The organism is Ktedonospora formicarum, from assembly GCF_016587355.1.
GTDB lineage: Bacteria > Chloroflexota > Ktedonobacteria > Ktedonobacterales > Ktedonobacteraceae > Ktedonobacter > Ktedonobacter formicarum.
The window spans coordinates 561,331-579,787 of the sequence record NZ_BNJF01000002.1 but is presented as its reverse complement, the minus strand read 5'-3'; the positions used below and the strand labels follow the sequence as shown (position 1 = coordinate 579,787).

The window sequence follows — 18,457 nt, the reverse complement described above, 5'->3', positions numbered from 1 at the left end:
GTGTCTTTCACGTTTGGCTCTCCTATGCTGCTAGAAGGGCTTTACTTTTGCCTCGTTTTATATGAGAAAAACACCATTTACTCCTTATCTGGAAACCTGAGCGTGCCGTGCCCCCGCATGGGGACTAGCGCTAGTCACACTCAGCGGCGTTGGCTTTCGCATAAGATCTTAACACAAGAATATACGGCGCTTAATATGATTATCACATATAAAGCAATGATTGACTGAAATTCTCAATGAGGCATATAATAGGGCGAAATTGATGGTGTACCAACGTTGAATGAATGGCTAGCGTTATAGAGGATTGTAACAGTGTTAAAAAGTATGTGTTGAAGTAGTATAAGAATGAGTTTGCACTAAACGACTGCCGCTTACAAGGTCGGTAGGGATTACCAGGTCAAGTGGGCAGAATTTGATGAGTTCATGGAAAAGCGGCGGACAACTGACGACGACTAGCGCTATTTTAATTCCAGATTGTATGGATATTTGTATGTTGGTCGTAATCATATTGGCAATGTAGGAGGGTTTGCACATGTATATCTTAGTGCTTGATGACGATCTCTTGTCGCTGCAACTGATTCAGGTGGTATTACGGAATAATGGCTATGAAGTTGCTACAATTGATAATCCAGACGGAGCACTGGCGTTGATCGAAAAGCGGTTGCCTGACCTGCTGCTGGTCGATGTCCGTATGCCACCAAATATCACTGGCTTTGAATTTGTCCAGCAACTCAACGAGGCTGGATATGCTATACCAGTCGTCTTTGTGACTGCCTGCACGGAGATACCAGATCGGTTGCATGGATTCGCGTTAAATGCTGAAGATTACATCTGTAAGCCCTATGACTTCCAGGAACTTTTGGCACGTGTCCAGGTTGTCGAGCGGCATCTTATGGGACGTTCATCGAACCGAACCATGAAGATCGGACCTTTTGAGTTGTTGCCTGATACCTTTCAGTTGGCAATCAAGGGGCACAAGAAGATTGTCTTAACACCAACCGAACTGCGTATAATGACTATCCTGATGAGCAATGCCGGATCGGTAGTGTCACGCGACAAATTTTTTGACCATATTTGGCAGGATGAAACAAGTAATGTGCTGGATGTCTATATCGCTCGTTTGCGGCGCAAGCTAGGCACGGCCAAAAAACATATTACCTCACAGCGGGGTGTTGGTTACATGCTTCAGGCGTGAGGCTGCTTGTGTCGTCGTTAAGATCTTTTGTACTGGTGATATGGCACTTTAGGAGTATGGAAATCAGTTCCCTCTAGACGAAGCACGTACATGCTGCTATGCTAGGCACATGAGCGCGTCAGTCTACTTTCAGGGTGGGACCCTGGTTCTGCGGCACATTGATGCCAGTGAGCCCATTCCAGCCCCCTTTCAATTCATTAAGGGTTTGTGGCGTTGTGAGGCATACCATTATCATGCCCTACGGCCCTGGTTTCAGGAGCGTGCTATCCGCGATGACGTTCCCCGTTGGAAGCGTCTCAAGCTACATCTGCATGAGACGCGTGAACCCCATGACTATCAAATCGCGGCCCTTGATGCCTGGAAGGAGGCACAGAGTCGTGGCAGTATCATTTTGCCTACAGGCGCTGGGAAAACTTTCCTGGCGATCCATGCCATTAGCCAGGTAAACGCCTCAACGGTCATTATTGTGCCAACTATCTCACTTGTACATCAGTGGTATGCGCGGCTAGTTAACGCCTTCAAGACCGAGATAGGCGTCTACTATAGCGGTGAAAAGCTGATAGCCCCAATTACCATTACGACCTATCACTCGGCTGGCGACCTCATGGCTGAGCATGGCAACACCTTTCGCCTTTTGATTTTCGACGAGGTCCATCATCTACCCGCGCGCACCTGGGGCGAGGCGGCACTGATGTCACCTGCTATCGCGCGGCTTGGATTGACTGCTACGTATCCTGAAGAGGAGGAGCAGATCAATGGACGCTGGCGCGTCGATGAGCTGCTTGGACCTACCGTCTATACACTACCGCTGCACAATCTAGTGGGGCAGCAGCTCGCGCAGTACCGCACCGAGCGCGTGCGCGTGAATTTGACTGAGGAGGAGCGAGCGGCGTATGATTCAGCCTACGAGATCTATACAGGCTTTGTGCGCGAGCGCCGTCTGCGCAGCAGTCACGGTCCAGGCTGGCTACGGGAGTTAATGCGCCTCTCCTCGTTTGATACTGCCGCTCGGCGTGCCTTACTTGCGCGCCAACGTCTGCTTGAGATTGTCTGGAGTTGCGAAGGCAAGTTCGCGAAACTCGATGAACTCCTGCGTGAGCACGCGGGCGAGCGTATCCTGATCTTTACCGAGAGCAACGCCGTCGCCTATATGATCTCTCAGCAATGGCTGGTCCCGGTAATCTCACATGAAACAGGAGTCGCTGAGCGCAAGCATATTCTCGACGCCTTTCAGAGCGGTGAATATCAGGTGGTAACTACATCGAAGGTCCTGAACGAGGGGGTGGATGTTCCGGCGGCAAAGATCGCGATAGTTCTGGGTGGTGGCTCCAATAAGCGCGAGTATATCCAGCGGCTTGGGCGCATCCTGCGCAAGCAGGAGCAACGCGAAGCTGTACTCTTCGAAGTTCTGGCTCGCAAGACTATTGAAGAGGGTAAGGCTCAGCGTCGCTATGTCCCCCAGGAGAAACGTTGATGCTCACTAGCGATTTGATCCGACCTCGGCTTCGCTTCTCTGGCTCAGTGCTCTCTGTCGAGATGGTTGATGTAGAGAATCCAGAGCTACAGCGCACTGCTCAGGAGTTGATAGATCTACTGACGGCACATGTCGGGCTTGCTCAAGATACATGGGACCAGAGCTTCGCACGCTATGAAGGCGCGCGAGTAGACTATGTGTTCCTACGCGGTCTCGCGAAGGTGCTACTCGACGCGGCGATCTTCACACCTCTAGCAACCCCGGTCGCGCCCGCGACTCTTCGTGAGCGGGCCTTCGCGTATGGCCCCGTCTTCAAGCAACCTGACGTCTTTCGCTCACAGAGTCGGCAGGATGTCTTCGAGAAGCTGGCGCAAGATCTCTCAGTGCCTTCTGAGCAACTTCACACTATGCTCTACGCCGACCGGCGTGTCTCATATCAACTGACTGATGCTGGTCCAGCCTGGACGCCTGCTGAACTGCTGGCGCGCTACAATCTTGAACTAGCACGTGGTGTCCTCTATTGGGCCTCACGTATCACTCTAGAGGCGTATAGCAACTTCAAAGACCTGTGGAAATATATAAAATTTTTTAAGCTCATGTTCGTTGCGGAGCCACAACCCGAGGGTGGTTACCGCGTCGAGTTGGACGGCCCAATCTCGCCTTTTGTCTCTTCAACGCAGCGCTATGGGCGGCAGATGGCAGCATTTTTACCTGCTCTCCTGCTTTGTGAGCACTGGCAAATGCGCGCGCATGTTCAGCCACCGCAAGCACGGGAAGCCCTGACTTATAGCCTTGACTATACTTCCGCCTTGCGTTCTCACTTCAAAGCTTCGGGGCCTTTTGATAGTACCCTGGAAGCGGATTTTGCTCAGGAGTTTGAGCGCAAGATCGGCGACAAACGCGGGCACTGGCGACTCAAGCGCGAGAGTGAGGTGTTACTGCTGGGCGATACGGTAATGATTCCGGACTTCACGTTCTTCGATGAGCATGATGAGCAGCGTTACGTTCTCGTCGAGCTTGTAGGTTTCTGGCATCCCCAATATCTTCGGCGCAAGCTTGAGAAGGTACGAGCCGCCCAATGTCGTCATATGCTCCTACTCGTCTACAAGGGTTTGAATGTCACTGAAGAAGACTTTCGAGAGGTTGCCAGCGAAGTACTCTTCTTCCAGCAGAAACCCGTCCTGAAGGATGTCATGGTGGCGGTTGACGCTATAGCGGAGCGTGTCTATGGTCCACGTCCACCTAAAGAGAAGAGCCCTCCGAAACCCAGGCGTTCAAAGGCCAAGTCCCCCAAGTCTTCTAACTCCTCTAAAAATATCCCTCCAATACCATAGCTGCTTGCATTCCTCTACACCATAAGGCGTGAGGGTCGCGGGGTGGCGATCCTCACGCGGAACAGCGAAAGACCAGGAACGTGTGGTTTCTACTGGACCTGGACTGTGATAGTTGCCTCTTTGTTGGTCTTAATGGTAAATGTTCCCGCTGTGTTAAAGGTTGTGGTTGCCTTCTCGTTTATGGGAATCTTGACATTTACACCCGCCTTACTGGCGTCCCCTCCAGTAATTTCCTGTACCTCATCGGTCTGGTTCTCGATAGTAACCTTATCACCCTTCTTCACAGTGAGCGTCGTTGGGTCAAAGGTGTATACATCGCCTGATGGTCCCCTGGATTCTTTGATTGTGATGGCGGTTGTCGAGTTATTAGAGGTGTTGGAAGTAGTGGATGTCGTCGAACCATTATCGCCACCGCATGCCGAGAGGATCAAGATAAGCAGTGTCAGGCAACAGCCAGCTATGAAGAACATGAAGCGGTTACCATGTCGTGTGGATGTGCGTTTCATATGTCTACATCTCCTTTGGACGAATGGCGTGGGAACAGCGGGCGTTCCCGCGTTAATGTATTAATTTGTGTCAATGGTACAATGCGAAATTCTTCGTAATGCGTGGAATGCTATAAATTGGCAGGAAAGTACTAGAAACTGGTTATGCTACCTTTACCGGGAAATAGTACTTTCACTCTAGAAAAATGCAGTTTATGCGAATATGCCAAAATCGCTCAGGTATCATCTCTCATAACATTTATTGTGTTCAATGTGCTCCATGGCACACCATTTGGTTTCCGTAATCCACCCATGAACACGATGAAGTAGAGCCTTTCTCATGTAGACATGATGAGCATTCATATCGAGATGAGAAGAGGATGTTGTATTGCAAAGGAGAATACCCATGACTCCAGCGAAGCTCCAAGTACGTAAGCGCTATTTATCCGCTTTCTCCCTCCTGGCATTGTTGGCGTTATTACTAACGCTGCTGGCTGCCTGTGGGCAGGAGAAGAAGGCAGAGGTTTCCAAGCCTGCCAGCGTGATGATTACTGTACGAGACAACTACTTTGATCCCGCCAGTGTCAGCGTTACACCTAATCAAAAAGTTACGGTCACCTTTGTCAATAAGGGGGCAAATATTCATATCGTAGAGATCCAGGGGCTCTCGCCTGAATCCACTCTTCAGCCTGGACAGAGCAAAACGGTCGTTCTGAATCCACGTGAGCGTTCATACAAGATGTATGATGAACTTTATGTGGACAAGGGGATGGTTGGCGCTTTTGTCGGTGGCAAGGATACGACAAGCAGTACAACCGCAGGCAACTCCGACATTACCGTTCGTCAGGCTATCACGACCTATCGCGGGTATGTTGCCGATCAGAGTGATATCCTGGTGCAACAAACAAAGCTCTTTACCGATGCGGTCATCAAGGGCGACATGGAGCAAGCGAAGTCGCTCTATGCCACAACGCGCCAGTACTACGAGCGTATCGAGCCTATCGCGGAACAGTTTGGTCAGCTCGACGCCTCGATAGACGCGCGCGAGAACGATGTCCCGCTCAACGAGTGGCGCGGTTTCCACCGCATTGAGAAGGCTTTGTGGCAGGAGAAGACCACGAAGGGTCAGGAACAGAATGCTCGCCAATTGATGACAGATGTCCTGGCGTTGCGCGAGAAAATCAAGGATGTTCCATTGACGGCGACTGATATCATAGATGGCGCTGTGGGCTTGCTGGATGAAGCTTCAAAGACCAAGATGACAGGTGAAGAGGATCGCTACTCACATACCGATATCACGGATCTCGCCGCGAATGTTGAAGGCTCTCAGGCTGCCTTTGAGGTTTTCAAGCCTTTCCTCACCAAAAAGAATCCAGCTCTGCTCACGGAGATTTCAAATCACTTCCAGCAAACCTCTGATATGTTAAATGGCTACCGTAAGGGTAACACATTTGTCTCCTTTAATACGTTGAAGACCAGCGATACTCATAAGCTCAGCCAGTCTATTGATGCCACTGCCGAGCCTCTTTCTAAGGTTGCCGTAGAGTTGCCAAAGGAGTGAACGCTATGAAGCGCTTTCATCTGAACCGCCGCGACTTGTTGCGCGGTGCGGGTGTTGCCGGAACTGGAGCTGTGCTAGCAACTGGTGGTTATACATTGCTTCAGCAGCGGGACGCGGCGTTATCAAGCTCAGTGCGTGACCATTCGCAGGAGACGGTGCCCTTTTATGGACCGCACCAGGCGGGTATCACTACCCCCGCGCAGGACCATTTGCATTTCGCCACCTTCGACCTGCTATCGCCTACTTTGAGCGAGATTCGCGGTCTCATGCGCATCTGGACCTCTGCGGCTGCTAGCATGTGCGCGGGTAAGTCGATTGGTGAGGGGGAATTTAATTTGCAGAGCCCGCCCCCCGATACAGGCGAAGCTATGGAGCATGGGCCATCGCGCCTGACGATCACTGTGGGGTTTGGCCCGACGTTCTTTGTCAAAGAGGGCCGCGACCGCTTCGGATTGGCTAAGAATCGCCCGCCTGCGTTGATAGATATTCCAGCTTTACCCGGCGATGCTCTCAAGCCGGAACAGTCTGGAGGAGACCTCTGTGTACAGGCATGCGCTGATAATCCCCAGGTTGCTTTCCATGCGGTTAGGAACTTGACGCGGCTGGCGCGTGGATTGGCAGTGCTACGCTGGTCACAGCTAGGCTTTAGCCGCACGGCGACGACCAGCAAAGGGCAGGCGACCCCACGCAATCTCATGGGCTTCAAAGATGGGACGGCGAACATCAAGGCGGAGGATGCGAACGTTGTTCGTCAGTTTGTGTGGGCTTCTGATGCGGATGGGCCTCATTGGATGGCTGGGGGAAGTTATCTGGTTGCGCGCCGGATTCGCATCCATATCGAGTCCTGGGACCGAGACTCGCTGCTTGACCAGGAGCAAACTATCGGACGGCATAAGCTGAATGGCGCGCCGATAGGTGGTCATGATGAGTTTGCTCCATTAGACCTGAATGCCAAAGACAAAGACGGTAATCCGCTTATTCCCCTACAGTCGCATGTGCGACTGGCGCGTGGTGATGACACTATCAAATTACTGCGGCGTGGATACTCCTTTACTGATGGCATGGATCGCGTGACGGGTGAACTTGACGCGGGTCTCTTTTTCATCAGCTACCAGCGCGATCCACGTACGCAGTTTGTTCCCTTACAGACGCGCCTGGGGCGCGAGGATGCACTCAACGAATACATCACACATACGGGAAGCGCTCTCTTCGCCTGTCCGCCAGGTATGAATGAGGGCGAATACTTCGGTCAGAGTCTCTTACAATGACGCCTGAGCAAGGGAATGTCCATTCCCTTGCTCAACACCAAGTCCTGTATCGCTATAGCAACAAAACCGTAATCGCTCACATTCGTGTGCGATAATGAGGGTAAAACACGCGGGAAGGAACAGCTTGTTATGGCAGAGCGAGAGCGGGACGAAGAGCGCCTCAAAGAGAATGAGGGCGAATTGAGTCAAAACCCTGCCGATGCAGGGAAGCATGTAGAGCAGGGGCGTATCCTGTACTGGCTGGGGCATTATGACGACGCTCTAGCACAGTACACGAAGGCGCTGGAACTTGACCCGGAACAGGATGTAGCCTTGCGAGAGCGGGGAGCACTCTATCGAGAGCGCGGAACCTGGGCACTGGCGCTCAAGGATTGGGAACGCCTGAAACAACTTCAGAAGGCCGATGAGGATGTCTACCTAGGCTTTATCGAGTTTCAGGCTATGCGCAAAAGTGGTAATCATCAGGCTCTTTTGCGCTGTCAGGAAGCAATTGAGCTTTACCCACGCCGCCCAGCGTGCTATATTCAACTGGCCCATCACTATACGCGCTCGTTTCCATATAGCGTCAATGGCCCTAAACGCTTTCTGGCATGCGAGCAGGCGTTATACCTCTCCGCTGACATCGAGAGCCACCCTTCAAGCTCTGGATATTGTGCTAGAGCCTGGGCTTTGACCTATCTCAATCGGTTCGAAGAGGCGGCACATGTCTGGGATCAGGCTATTGCCCTGGACTTAACCAATCCTGATGTCTATCGTGGGAAAGCACGGATGTGTCAGTTGGCAGGTCGTGAAACGGAGGCACTGGCCTTCTATGAACAAGCTCTTGCCATCTTTGAGCAGAAGCGGCGGGGTTATCCTTGCCAACTTATTGACCTTGTACATGAGGGTGATTTATTCTTATCCCTCGGACGCTATATCGAGGCGTTAGAGGCATACGAGCGGGCCTGTCGCATGGATAGCGCTTCTGCACGGGCCAGTTTTGGACGGGGTGAAGCTCTTTTCCACCTTCAGCGTTATGAAGAGGCTTATTCGGACTATAAACGTGCCATCGAGCTTGAGCCATTATATGAAGAAGCTCGCTGTGCCTTTGAAACTCCTCTTAAGACCTTCCTCCGCTATGAGGGCGATCTTGCGCGAACCGTGCTGGCGCTTCAGGAGAGCCCCGACGAAGCATCTTTGCTGGTAACTCGCTCCAATTGCTTATCAAAGCTCAAGCGCTATGACGAGGCATTACGGGCGGCAGAACATCTACTACGCCATGTCCCTGATTCGTCAGAAGGACATATGGCGCGTGGTGAAGCTCTGATCGGCCTCTCGCATTATGCGGAAGCGCATGCGGCGTTTGAGCGCGCTCACCATGCTCACTCCTTGACGGTGCGCTCTTTTAGTGAGCAGGAGAAACTACGATCCAGGCTTACTTTTGCTAGCGAGATTATGGAATATGATGAGCGTTTGCGCCAGCAGCCCACAGATTGGGAGTGTGCGCTCAAGAAGATTAGCAGTCTATGGGGGGCCTCGTGCTATGACGACGCGCGTGTGGCGTATCACATTGCCTGTTATGCTATTCAAGATGATGCCAAAGCGTACCTCGAACTCGCTAAGAATTCGCATTATGGCAAAATGGATGCGCTGTATTGCTGTGAGCAGATGATACATCTCGACAGCTTGAACGCTGAAGCTTACGCCAGGCGGGGGAGCGTTTTCTTCGATCTTCAGCGCTATGATGAGGCACTTTCAGACTGTGAGCAAGCACTGGAACTTGGCGCGCCATCCTGGCTGGTCGCCTTTACGAAGGATAAGCTGGATGCGCTTTTTAATGAGAGAAAGCGTGTCATCGGAAATCTAGCGAATGCCAGCATTGCGTTCCTGCGACGTGGTGGCGCAGCCTGGAATGCCTGGCGTGCTACTCAGGACGCCTCTACCTACGACCTTAGCTATCTGGCATTGAGCGAGCAGAATCTTTCGCAAGCCAACCTTTCAGGCGTCAATCTCGACCATAGCGATTTGAGCCGTTGTGACTTGAGTGGGGCAGTGGTGAGCAAGGCCAATCTTACAGCAGTGAATTTGCAAAGCGCAAGCTTAAATGCCGTCAACGCACGCGAAATAGTTGCACCTAACATCAACCTTTCATATGTGAATATGAGCGGGATCGACCTGCGGAAGGCTAACCTCTCACAAGCCAAATTGAACAAAGGCTTCTCTTTTCTTCCTGATTTGGAGCGCCATCGACGTGTCCTCTCTGAGGAGGAATACGCCTCGCCCGCAGTGTCTGATCTGCGCGAAGCCAGCCTGCATAAGGCTGATCTCGCGGAAGCTTCGCTCGATTACGCTTTGTTAGCGCGTGCCGACCTGCGAGAGGCCAATCTTGCTCGTACATTGCTCCGTTATGCCAATTTACGCGAAGCCAACCTCTCGCAAGCTAGTCTGATTGGAGCTGAACTTGCTGGCGCAGATCTCTCAGGTGCCTTGCTGCAGGAGGCTGATTTAGGTCATGCTGACCTGAGGGGCGCGAATCTGGTAGGAGCCAACCTGAGCGGAGCGAACCTCTATCAAACATTGCTCGACGATACTATCCGTCGTGGTGTGGATCTCTCGCAAACTATCTCACGCGATACCCATCCCCCTCGGCGCAAGGTTGCCCCTCCATCCGCAACGGACCCTATGAACCCGGCTAACGTCTCAACTGTCGAAATGCGGCCCGGCGTCCTCACTACCCTTATGCACTGTCAGGCGCCAGGATGTGCCGAAGTAATGAAGCTTGAACTGGTCGTCGCTGGCAGGCCGCACGAAGATGACCAGTACCAGATCACGCGTATGGGAAGCGAAAAACCTGCCAGCCTTATCTGTGACTATCTGCCCACCTATGCACAATCCTGGCATCCTTCGGGCCTTGCCTTCGAACGAGTGGCGCTCGCGCTACGGCATGGCGATATCGCCATGCTTCGCACCCTGGACGATGATTATGTACCCTTCTATTGCTGGTGTTGCCACGGTGTCTACTGCTTTGAGCATATGCGCTTCGAAGAGGTATGGGACGACTTTTATCCTCACCCTGATTACTGGCGAGGAACCTGTCCCTATGGGCATCCCACCTTTGTTGATCACTAACCTCACTGAATGCTCTGCTTGATATAAGAATGATCAATGTAAAGGATAAGGATACCAAAAAGGGGGAATGAAATGGCACACTTTATTGACAATGCTTGACTCAAGTGTTATAGTGCCAATATTAGTTAAGCAATAAACATGCTCAACAGAACTGAAGGAATCCAATTTTTTATGGCTAACGAACAAAGAAAGCCACCTACTCAAAATATACAAGAGCTTACGCTCCCTGGACTTACCCTCCTCCTTATGCGGGTCGTCCGGGGTCGTGCAATGTATCAGTTCTGAGTGATTCCTTCGCCAGCAACAAGCATACAAAGACCGTGGATGACCAGAAGTGCAAGTGTCCACGGCCTTTTTCTTTTTACCCAAGCAACGTATACATGCATATCTGAGGAAAGCAGCCGTGACCTTGCGTCGCGGCTGCTTTCTATTGCGGCCCTCCGACCTGACCACACACGGTTCTCAGCGCCAGAGGCGCGAGTGTAACGTACATCAGCGAGTGCCTTGCCCGGGCTAACTGGGGCAACGTCGGACATGACAACGGAGGTTTTACATGACGTCGCAGAATATTGATAACGCGCAAGTAGAGCAGGTAACCGTTAGGAGTCAGGGACAGACACGACTGGTTCCAGGGAACAAGTATCGCCCTTTTCCGTCCATCGAACTGCCCGAGAGGCAGTGGCCCTCACGCTCCATTACGACCGCTCCGACATGGTGTAGCGTTGATCTGCGCGATGGCAACCAGGCCCTTCCTACGCCTATGAGCGTCGAGGAGAAGCTCAGGATGTTTGACCTGTTGGTCAAAGTAGGCTTTAAAGAGATAGAGATTGGTTTTCCCTCCGCTTCACAGATTGAATACGATTTCATTCGTCGTCTCGTCGACGAGAACCGCGTTCCCGATGATGTTACTGTGCAGGTTATCACTCAGTCGCGCGAAGACCTGATCCGACGTACTTTTGAGTCGATTCGAGGGTTAAAGAAAGTTATTGTGCATCTGTATAACTCGACGTCGCCAGCCCAGCGCCGCCTGGTCTTTGGCCTGGACAAAGCGGGCATCGTTGATATCGCTACACGTGGTACAAAGCTGATCAAAGAGTTGGTGGCAACTGTTCCTGAGACTGAAATTACCTTGCAATATTCTCCTGAAAGCTTCGCGCTCACTGAAATTGATTTCTCTCTGGAAATCTGTGAAGCTGTCGTGGATATCTGGCAGCCTACACCTACGAACAAGATTATCCTCAATCTACCTGAGACCGTTCAGATTGCTACTCCCAACGTCTATGCAGATCAGATCGAATGGTTCTGCCGCCACATGCGCGACCGCAATTCCGCGATCATTAGCCTGCACACACATAATGACCGTGGTACGGGTGTTGCCACAACTGAATTGGGTCTGATGGCAGGAGCTACTCGCGTCGAAGGCACTCTCTTTGGCAACGGCGAGCGCACCGGTAACGTGGACATTGTTGTTGTCGCGCTCAATATGCATATGCAGGGACTCGATTCTCACCTCGATTTCAGCGACCTGGATAGCATTCGTGTTGTCTATGAAGAATGCACCCGTATGCAGGTTCCTATGCGCCAACCTTACGCAGGTGAGTTGGTCTTCACGGCCTTCTCGGGTTCGCACCAGGACGCGATTCAGAAGGGCATGGCGGCCTGGGAGGAGAGCGAAGGTGGAATCTGGGATGTACCCTATCTGCCAATTGATCCCAAGGATATCGGACGCTCCTATGAAGCTATCATCCGCATCAATTCGCAATCGGGCAAGGGTGGCGTTGCCTACATCATGGAGACCGAATATGGTTTCCATCTTCCAAAGCCTATGCGCGTGGAGTTCGGCAAGGTAATCAACGTCCTGGCTGATGCCAGTGGCGAGGAATTGCCACCCCAAAAGATCTATGAAGCCTTCATGCATGAGTACATTGATCGTAACGGCCCCTTTGTTTTGGAAGAGTTCCACACCGAGAAGGTAAGTGGCGAGGTGGAATGTAGAGCCCATGTCAGCGTGAATGGTGCCATGCATGAACTCCAGGCTCGTGGCAATGGACCAATTGACGCCTTTGTCCGCGCTTTAAATGAAGCCCAGCTAGCGAACTTCTCGCTGCTCTCCTATACTGAGCATTCGCTGAAGCATGGCTCAGACGCCCAGGCCATTGCGTATATCCAAATTGAGGCGACATCTAACGAAACCAATACGACCAGCGCCTTCTTTGGTGCTGCCATCGAGACCAACATCGAAATGGCCTCGATCAAGTCCGTCATTAGCGCACTTAACCGCTCTCAAGTAGCGGGCGCTTAAGCACCTATGGGAGAATGGTGGTAAACGCGCCGCCACTCTCCCATGTGCTCACCTGTGAGCTTGCGGGTAGCGTTACTTCTCTCCTCTCCGCAACCGAAGCCATTGAAGCGCGATCAGCGTTTTAGCATCCATGATCTCCCCGCGCTCTATAGTTTGCCATAGCTCGGGGAGACTGAGCTCTACCTGTTCAATATCTTCGTGCTCGGAGGCTAGCCCTCCACCGTTATTGATTCGATCAGCAACGCTGACCTCTGCATAGTAGAGCCAGATACGCTCTGAGCATCCCCCCGGTGATGTATAGAAGGTCGCAACGGAGGTCAGATTCTGTGCTTCGTAGCCCACTTCCTCACGGATTTCACGCTTGATGCTCTCCTCTGGTTGCTCCCCCTCTGAGATACTGCCCGCAACAACTTCACATAGCCATCCCGGTTGCTTCTGATAGGTAGGATAGCGAAACTGCTTGATAAGAATCACTTTTTGCGTGTCGCGGTTCAACAGGAGCGCGGCAGCAGAGTCACCACGCTCGAAGACAAGTCTTTGTACGGTATCACTCATCTCGCCATTGAATTTCTCGAAGCGTAATGCTGACTCTTCTATCTTAAAGTTATGTTTATTGAATACAGTATGAGTGCTCTGTAGCTCTACTTTATGCATAGGCGTTGTCCCTTTCTCTGTGTGTCTAAAAAGGTATGTTGTTATCATACACGAAATGCTGCCAGCTATAGATAATGTGCCGCTCCCAAATAGAAAGAGGGTGAGGGCATGGTTTTCAGGCTTCACCCAAAACCATGCCCTCACCCTCTTGTTCGAGATGCTGACCTTACCCAATTTTGACGAACTGAGTAACAGGCTCGCTTGTCTGGTAATAAGCGTCAGTAACGGTAAGCTTGACTGTGTATGTGCCGCTATGAGCATAGGTATGTGAATTGGATCTACAGTAATATGATTGGTCTTCGGTTTCTGTTTTACCGTCACCGAAGTCCCAGGTACAGCTAATGATATCAGTGCCGGAATACAGTTGCGATGTATCGACATCAAAGTAGGCCGTATTTGAGAAGGAGTAGGTATCGGCTGTGAAACTTACGACCGGTATGGGAGGGTAAACCGTCACATTTGTTGTGTCTTCAACTTTTTTTCCCGTAGAGTCGGTAGCAGTTACCATTACAAGATGCGAGCCTGGGGTGGAGAAGGTAAAGCTCACACTCTGCCCATTGCGATTGGCTGAGCCATCAGTGCCGGACTCGCTGTCACCGAATGCCCAGCTAAATTTTAGGTCGCGCCCTGTGCCCTTCGCAGTGAATTTGACCTCTTCATTCATATGTGGTTTTTTTGTCGCGAGCTCTTCGATGTGGACGGAGGGTTTAGGATAGCCCAATTCCAGCCCGCGTTGACCCGACCAGCCGAGCCAGGCAAAGCTGCCTACGACCAGGCCCAGAGTCAATACAACCGTAGCGATTAGGGCGATGCGATGACGCGGGCTAAGACCTGGTGGCAGCGTATGCGCGCTCGTAGCGTTCGGCGTTGAGTTGAACATAGGGGCATTGGGTTGTGATTGAATACCTGATTGCATTTTATGCTCCTCCTCCCTGGATAGTTGGCTCGTTTGAAGCGGGCATGGTTGGTGGTTGGGGTGCTGGTGTTTGTACTTCAGCAGGCATGAAAGGTTGTATTGGTTGTATGGGCTGCTGCGGCTGGTTGGCGGTAATGATTGCTAACACTGGATCGTGAGCCAGCGCGGAGGCCGCCGCGCTAAGAAGCAAGATACCCGGTAGACCAATCAACAAGAGTGCCATCAGGTCTCTGAACTGCTCACTCTGGTCGAGTGTTATAGTCTGATTCTGACCGATAAGCATCAAGCCAACGCCGACTGAGAGCACTGCCAGGACAAGAGCTGCGATAAAGGCTGTGTAGAGAAGGACACTACCTGTACTTCGCTTCTGCGTGCGAGGGCGGCCTAGCAAGATATCAAAAACAACATAGAGCGGGGTGAATATTAGCAAGATTGGTTTGACTATTGAGCCTAGAATTTTACTGACGCTGAGACGAAGCATACTATTCTGGTACGCGCCACCCAAGGCTCCCGTGATTGCGCCACTGACCAGCCCCCAGAGCAAGACATCGCCGAAGTTAGCGCCTCGCGAGATCGTGATTATGGCATTGGTGGTCTCGCTTGAGTAAGAGGAGCCATAACCTGACAGTGTCATGCTATTGGTATTGATGAGCGTGAACGCGATGAGTAGGACTGTAAAGGGAAGCGCGATAAGCGCACCCTGAATCGCGCCAGGACCGGAACCACGCACACGTGAGATTGAAGCACTGATTCTCCCACCAACGAAGAGGGCGATAATGGGAATTAGGAGCAGTACGAAGGCCCAGGGGTGAGTTATGAGCCCCCCGCCCAATTGCTGCCAGATTTGATTTGAATCGTTCTTGAGACTATAGAAGTTGTTCCGGTCGGCATGCGTGATAATGGGGGCACCGCAGGAATAGGCTAGCAGAGCGACAGCGCGCATTAAGCCGTTCACGAAATTGGTGAAGCCCTGAAATATGCCTTCATGGACTGGCGTCAGGTTTACATCAGGGATGTAGTTAAGGTTGCTGGCGTTGTGCATCTGGGAATGCAGGCCCAATGCGGCGATGAGAGCCATGAAGAGTCCAAGCAGCGTTGAGGCAATACCACCAGTAATGATGCCTGCGATCTGTGGATGGCGATGTGTGTAGAGATAGCGGTGAATCTTGTGGCGCAACTGTCCCTGACCAAGTTTGATTCCTGCTCCTATGAGGCCAAAGAGGGCGCCCCAGAGTAGGCCGAAGAGCAGCAACGTATTCGGATCCACAGTTAAGGTGCTTGTGCTGGAAGAGGTGTCGCTCAGATCAGTAAAAATGGGAGGGATGGTGCCATTGACCTGCGTGGAGAGCAGGAAGAGCAGGGCTGTATAGGGAATAGCAATGGATGCACCTCGTAACAGGCTATTCAAGCTTGTATTACGGAAGTCTGTGCTAGCGGCGAGATACCCTCCCAGGATCAGGAATAAACCCTGAAGTAGAAGCAGGATATGGAATGGAGAGGTAAAGGTATCAGATGCTGTGGAAGTAGAAGATGAGCCACTAGAAATTGTTTGATAGGTTGCGTGTGTGTTTTGAGCAGTTAGAAAGAGTTCGGAGGTGTCACGGAAAGAATTGCTCAGCGGGATATAGCCGAGCAATTCGCCCGTGACATATTCCCGCCCCTGCTGTGTTTTTTGATCTTTGAATCCCTGACTCTGGATAAAATCTGTAGGGATAGTGTAAGCCACTATCGTAATGATGAGGAAGAAGCTAAGCATGCCCAACAGAGTTGCGACTATCGCACCCCAGATTGAGCCAAAGATGGCATTGCTCGCGATCAAAGGTTGGAAAAGACGAATATTGAGGCGTTGCGCCCAATTGGGTTTTTCGGGTAGGACGATCACTACTGGCTGGCGTGGCTGCTGACCAGGAGGAGGTGGTAATGGCTGCTGCGGATAGGGCTGATAGCTAGCCCCTGAAGCGGGTTGTTGTGGATAGGGTTGATAGCCTGGATAACTCGCTCCCGAGACAGGTTGTATGGGTTGCAACGGATAACCTGGATAGTTAGCTCCCGGATACTGCGTTGGAGGAAGAGGGGGCTGTATACCAGATTGTGCATAATTTGGGTAAACGGGTTGTGGTGTTGCTGGTGGTGTAGGAGGGTAGACGCCAGAAATTCCAGGTTGTGGTGTTATGGGTGGATAGGTTGGATAAGCCCCACTGATGGCAGCAGGTGCCTGCTGTGGTATTGGATCAGCAGGGGAAGTGCTCCTGAAAGTTGTACCATCGGAGGGTGTCGGTATATTGGAGCTGCTGGCTGTTTTCTGCTCCTCAATAGGGGGCGAAGAGGCAGTTGATGGCTCTTCGCCTGATGTGGCGCTTTCTGAACCTATTGGCTCGACGCTCACGGTCTTCTCTTCCTCTAGTTGAGAAGGGGCATTGGTGGACGTGGGGAGTCTGGTGCCGCAATAACTACAGAATAAGCCATTCACGGGCACTGGTTTGCCACAATTAGGACAGTTCATAAAGCAGTTCCACCTTGTGTTTAGAGTATTATTCCACTTATAAATAAGCTCAATTCAGTGCTATGTATTCAAACGCTTCAATTATAACAGAGGTCTTTGGGATGGGCAAGCATGAGAAGTGAACGCTATATATTGAGCGATATGGCATCTTGATAGGGTCTGAGCGTTGAAGCAATCTAAAAAGTATTTATGAACAAAACTAGCTCATGATATTCTCAATATTTCGTCCCTATTTACATCTTAATTATAAAAGTACTTTTAGGTAAAATAATGCTAAGTTAGCATGTTTTTTCTAACCGTTCATAACCTGGATCGCACCTGGGAGGGGCCGCAGAACCGATTGTGATCACAAAGAGAAGATTTCCATGCACATTTGAGTCAGCTTTCCAAAGGCTTGTGTTCTCCATATGTAGGCGTAGCGCTTCAGATTGCACCGGGTTCACAGCTCAAACGATCTATCCTCCCTATAATGCTATAATGAAGCAGCCTATAGACTTAATTGGAAAAGGGAGACACGTAAGTTATGTTGCGTAAAGTAGAGCATGGAACCATCTTCCCGCGTGAGGATGGAAAGGTGATCGATGAGCATTTTGGGGTGTTACACACCCAGCATGATGCGTTCAGCCTCGCGCATATGTTCGCTCCTCCTGCCTGGCGGGAAGCGGCTCAGGTGGCGGAATTCGATGAGGTAGTGATTGTTGTGCGAGGATGGCTGGCGATAGAAGCGGACGGCGAGCAGCAGGAAGTGAGTCCAGGTGAGACATGTTTGGTTGAGCGTGGGACGCGCGTAACATATAGTAATGCCCGGCAGGACGAGGAGTGTGAGTACTGGTCACTTTGTATGCCAGCCTTCCGTCCAGAGCGCACGAGGGGGTAAGAATAAAGAGAGATATGGCTCTGTCCATCACGGATTAGAGTCATATCTCTTTTGCTTTGGTATATCTTAGGCTGGGATTTGTTTCTCGAAGTTCTTGAAGAACTGGTCGAGCATACCTTTGACGGCTGGCTTGATGGCAAATTCTGGGACGGCTGCGAGTTTCCCTGAGAGAGCGGCGTTAACGTTATAGCTCAGAAGGGTTCCAGCGGCATCGTCAGCCAGGTCAATGACACAACGCGTGGCGACTTTCCCCAGGGAGTTTTGTGGCTCGGCCTCTATAGCAAGGTGGGATGGCTCCTGAATTTCCGTGGCATGCAGGTAAATATCGTAGGTGCCATTGAGAATAGCGACGTTGACGTTGACGGTGATTTTGAGGAAACGACCCTCAGGCAGTTCGACATATTCCGCGCCCTGGCAGCTAGGGATGCTCTTTTTGAGTACCTCAGGATTGAGAAGCGCGTTAAAGACATTAGCGCGTTGGGCCTGTAGCTTTTGTTCACCCGCAAATTCCATGCTATGTTGTTCCTTCTAAAATATTGTATTCCCTATGAGAAGACCTGAACGCGCTGTCGCTCCCATGAAGAAACACGCTACCTGAAATATGGCAAGCGTTGGGGTTTTCTCATAGGAAGTTTGCGTTAGCGGCGTCAACGGCTCTGGCTTTCGCATAAGAATCTAGTAATGATTCAGAGAATCGGGTCTCATTATACGCCTGATGTATATTGATATCAATCTAATTGCCTCTATAGTACCAGACGAAAGGAGCGTCACCCGTAAGCA

Annotated in this window: 13 protein-coding genes; 8 read left to right on the top strand and 5 right to left on the bottom strand. The window is 51.3% G+C overall.

Annotated features, from left to right (window positions below; translation table 11 throughout):
• The first annotated feature begins 532 nt into the window (after positions 1-532).
• The 3 genes from K3T82_RS21485 to K3T82_RS21475 all read left to right on the top strand — a co-directional run bounded on the left by K3T82_RS21485 (position 533) and on the right by K3T82_RS21475 (position 4,003).
• Complete coding sequence (locus tag K3T82_RS21485; protein ID WP_220195598.1) at positions 533-1,195, top strand: response regulator transcription factor; 663 nt, start codon at positions 533-535, stop codon at positions 1,193-1,195.
• 109 nt (positions 1,196-1,304) lie between these two features.
• Positions 1,305-2,669, top strand: coding sequence for a DEAD/DEAH box helicase (locus tag K3T82_RS21480; RefSeq protein WP_220195597.1), 1,365 nt, complete (start codon positions 1,305-1,307; stop codon positions 2,667-2,669).
• Positions 2,669-4,003, top strand: a complete 1,335-nt coding sequence (locus K3T82_RS21475; RefSeq protein ID WP_220195596.1) for a DUF790 family protein — start codon at positions 2,669-2,671, stop codon at positions 4,001-4,003. The genes K3T82_RS21480 and K3T82_RS21475 overlap by 1 nt, the downstream gene beginning before the upstream one ends.
• An 89-nt stretch (positions 4,004-4,092) precedes the next feature.
• On the opposite strand, the gene K3T82_RS21470 is transcribed toward K3T82_RS21475, so the two are convergent.
• Positions 4,093-4,509 carry a cupredoxin domain-containing protein gene (locus K3T82_RS21470; protein WP_220195595.1) on the bottom strand — a complete coding sequence of 139 codons (417 nt, stop codon included), beginning with the start codon at positions 4,507-4,509 and terminating at the stop codon, positions 4,093-4,095.
• Between the two features lie 385 nt (positions 4,510-4,894).
• Between K3T82_RS21470 and efeO the strand changes: the two genes are divergently transcribed.
• From efeO to leuA, 4 genes are all read left to right on the top strand, one after another.
• Complete coding sequence (gene efeO, locus K3T82_RS21465; protein ID WP_220195594.1) at positions 4,895-6,049, top strand: iron uptake system protein EfeO; 1,155 nt, start codon at positions 4,895-4,897, stop codon at positions 6,047-6,049.
• 5 nt (positions 6,050-6,054) lie between these two features.
• A complete protein-coding gene (gene efeB / locus K3T82_RS21460; RefSeq protein WP_220195593.1) occupies positions 6,055-7,317 on the top strand; it encodes an iron uptake transporter deferrochelatase/peroxidase subunit in 1,263 nt (420 codons plus the stop codon).
• A gap of 129 nt (positions 7,318-7,446) precedes the next feature.
• Complete coding sequence (locus K3T82_RS21455; RefSeq protein ID WP_220195592.1) at positions 7,447-10,425, top strand: tetratricopeptide repeat protein; 2,979 nt, start codon at positions 7,447-7,449, stop codon at positions 10,423-10,425.
• A 553-nt stretch (positions 10,426-10,978) separates the two neighbouring features.
• Complete coding sequence (leuA, locus tag K3T82_RS21450; RefSeq protein ID WP_220195591.1) at positions 10,979-12,727, top strand: 2-isopropylmalate synthase; 1,749 nt, start codon at positions 10,979-10,981, stop codon at positions 12,725-12,727.
• 72 nt (positions 12,728-12,799) lie between these two features.
• On the opposite strand, the gene K3T82_RS21445 is transcribed toward leuA, so the two are convergent.
• The 3 genes from K3T82_RS21445 to K3T82_RS21435 form a co-directional block, all read right to left on the bottom strand.
• Complete coding sequence (locus K3T82_RS21445) at positions 12,800-13,381, bottom strand: NUDIX domain-containing protein (RefSeq protein ID WP_220195590.1); 582 nt, start codon at positions 13,379-13,381, stop codon at positions 12,800-12,802.
• Between the two features lie 166 nt (positions 13,382-13,547).
• Positions 13,548-14,297, bottom strand: coding sequence for a PKD domain-containing protein (locus K3T82_RS21440; RefSeq protein WP_220195589.1), 750 nt, complete (start codon positions 14,295-14,297; stop codon positions 13,548-13,550).
• A gap of 1 nt (position 14,298) precedes the next feature.
• Complete coding sequence (locus K3T82_RS21435; RefSeq protein WP_220195588.1) at positions 14,299-16,800, bottom strand: zinc ribbon domain-containing protein; 2,502 nt, start codon at positions 16,798-16,800, stop codon at positions 14,299-14,301.
• Between the two features lie 523 nt (positions 16,801-17,323).
• Between K3T82_RS21435 and K3T82_RS21430 the strand changes: the two genes are divergently transcribed.
• Positions 17,324-17,677 carry a cupin domain-containing protein gene (locus K3T82_RS21430; protein ID WP_220195587.1) on the top strand — a complete coding sequence of 118 codons (354 nt, stop codon included), beginning with the start codon at positions 17,324-17,326 and terminating at the stop codon, positions 17,675-17,677.
• 66 nt (positions 17,678-17,743) lie between these two features.
• Here K3T82_RS21430 and K3T82_RS21425 read toward each other — a convergent pair whose 3' ends face one another.
• Positions 17,744-18,190, bottom strand: coding sequence for an SRPBCC family protein (locus tag K3T82_RS21425; RefSeq protein WP_220195586.1), 447 nt, complete (start codon positions 18,188-18,190; stop codon positions 17,744-17,746).
• Positions 18,191-18,457 lie beyond the last annotated feature (267 nt).

Coding starts and splice junctions, on each gene's coding strand:
- K3T82_RS21485 (WP_220195598.1), top strand. CDS start 533: ATGTATATCTTAGTGCTTGATGACGATCTCTTGTCGCTGCAACTGATT.
- K3T82_RS21480 (WP_220195597.1), top strand. CDS start 1,305: ATGAGCGCGTCAGTCTACTTTCAGGGTGGGACCCTGGTTCTGCGGCAC.
- K3T82_RS21475 (WP_220195596.1), top strand. CDS start 2,669: ATGCTCACTAGCGATTTGATCCGACCTCGGCTTCGCTTCTCTGGCTCA.
- K3T82_RS21470 (WP_220195595.1), bottom strand. CDS start 4,509: ATGAAACGCACATCCACACGACATGGTAACCGCTTCATGTTCTTCATA.
- efeO (WP_220195594.1), top strand. CDS start 4,895: ATGACTCCAGCGAAGCTCCAAGTACGTAAGCGCTATTTATCCGCTTTC.
- efeB (WP_220195593.1), top strand. CDS start 6,055: ATGAAGCGCTTTCATCTGAACCGCCGCGACTTGTTGCGCGGTGCGGGT.
- K3T82_RS21455 (WP_220195592.1), top strand. CDS start 7,447: ATGGCAGAGCGAGAGCGGGACGAAGAGCGCCTCAAAGAGAATGAGGGC.
- leuA (WP_220195591.1), top strand. CDS start 10,979: ATGACGTCGCAGAATATTGATAACGCGCAAGTAGAGCAGGTAACCGTT.
- K3T82_RS21445 (WP_220195590.1), bottom strand. CDS start 13,381: ATGCATAAAGTAGAGCTACAGAGCACTCATACTGTATTCAATAAACAT.
- K3T82_RS21440 (WP_220195589.1), bottom strand. CDS start 14,297: ATGCAATCAGGTATTCAATCACAACCCAATGCCCCTATGTTCAACTCA.
- K3T82_RS21435 (WP_220195588.1), bottom strand. CDS start 16,800: ATGAACTGTCCTAATTGTGGCAAACCAGTGCCCGTGAATGGCTTATTC.
- K3T82_RS21430 (WP_220195587.1), top strand. CDS start 17,324: ATGTTGCGTAAAGTAGAGCATGGAACCATCTTCCCGCGTGAGGATGGA.
- K3T82_RS21425 (WP_220195586.1), bottom strand. CDS start 18,190: ATGGAATTTGCGGGTGAACAAAAGCTACAGGCCCAACGCGCTAATGTC.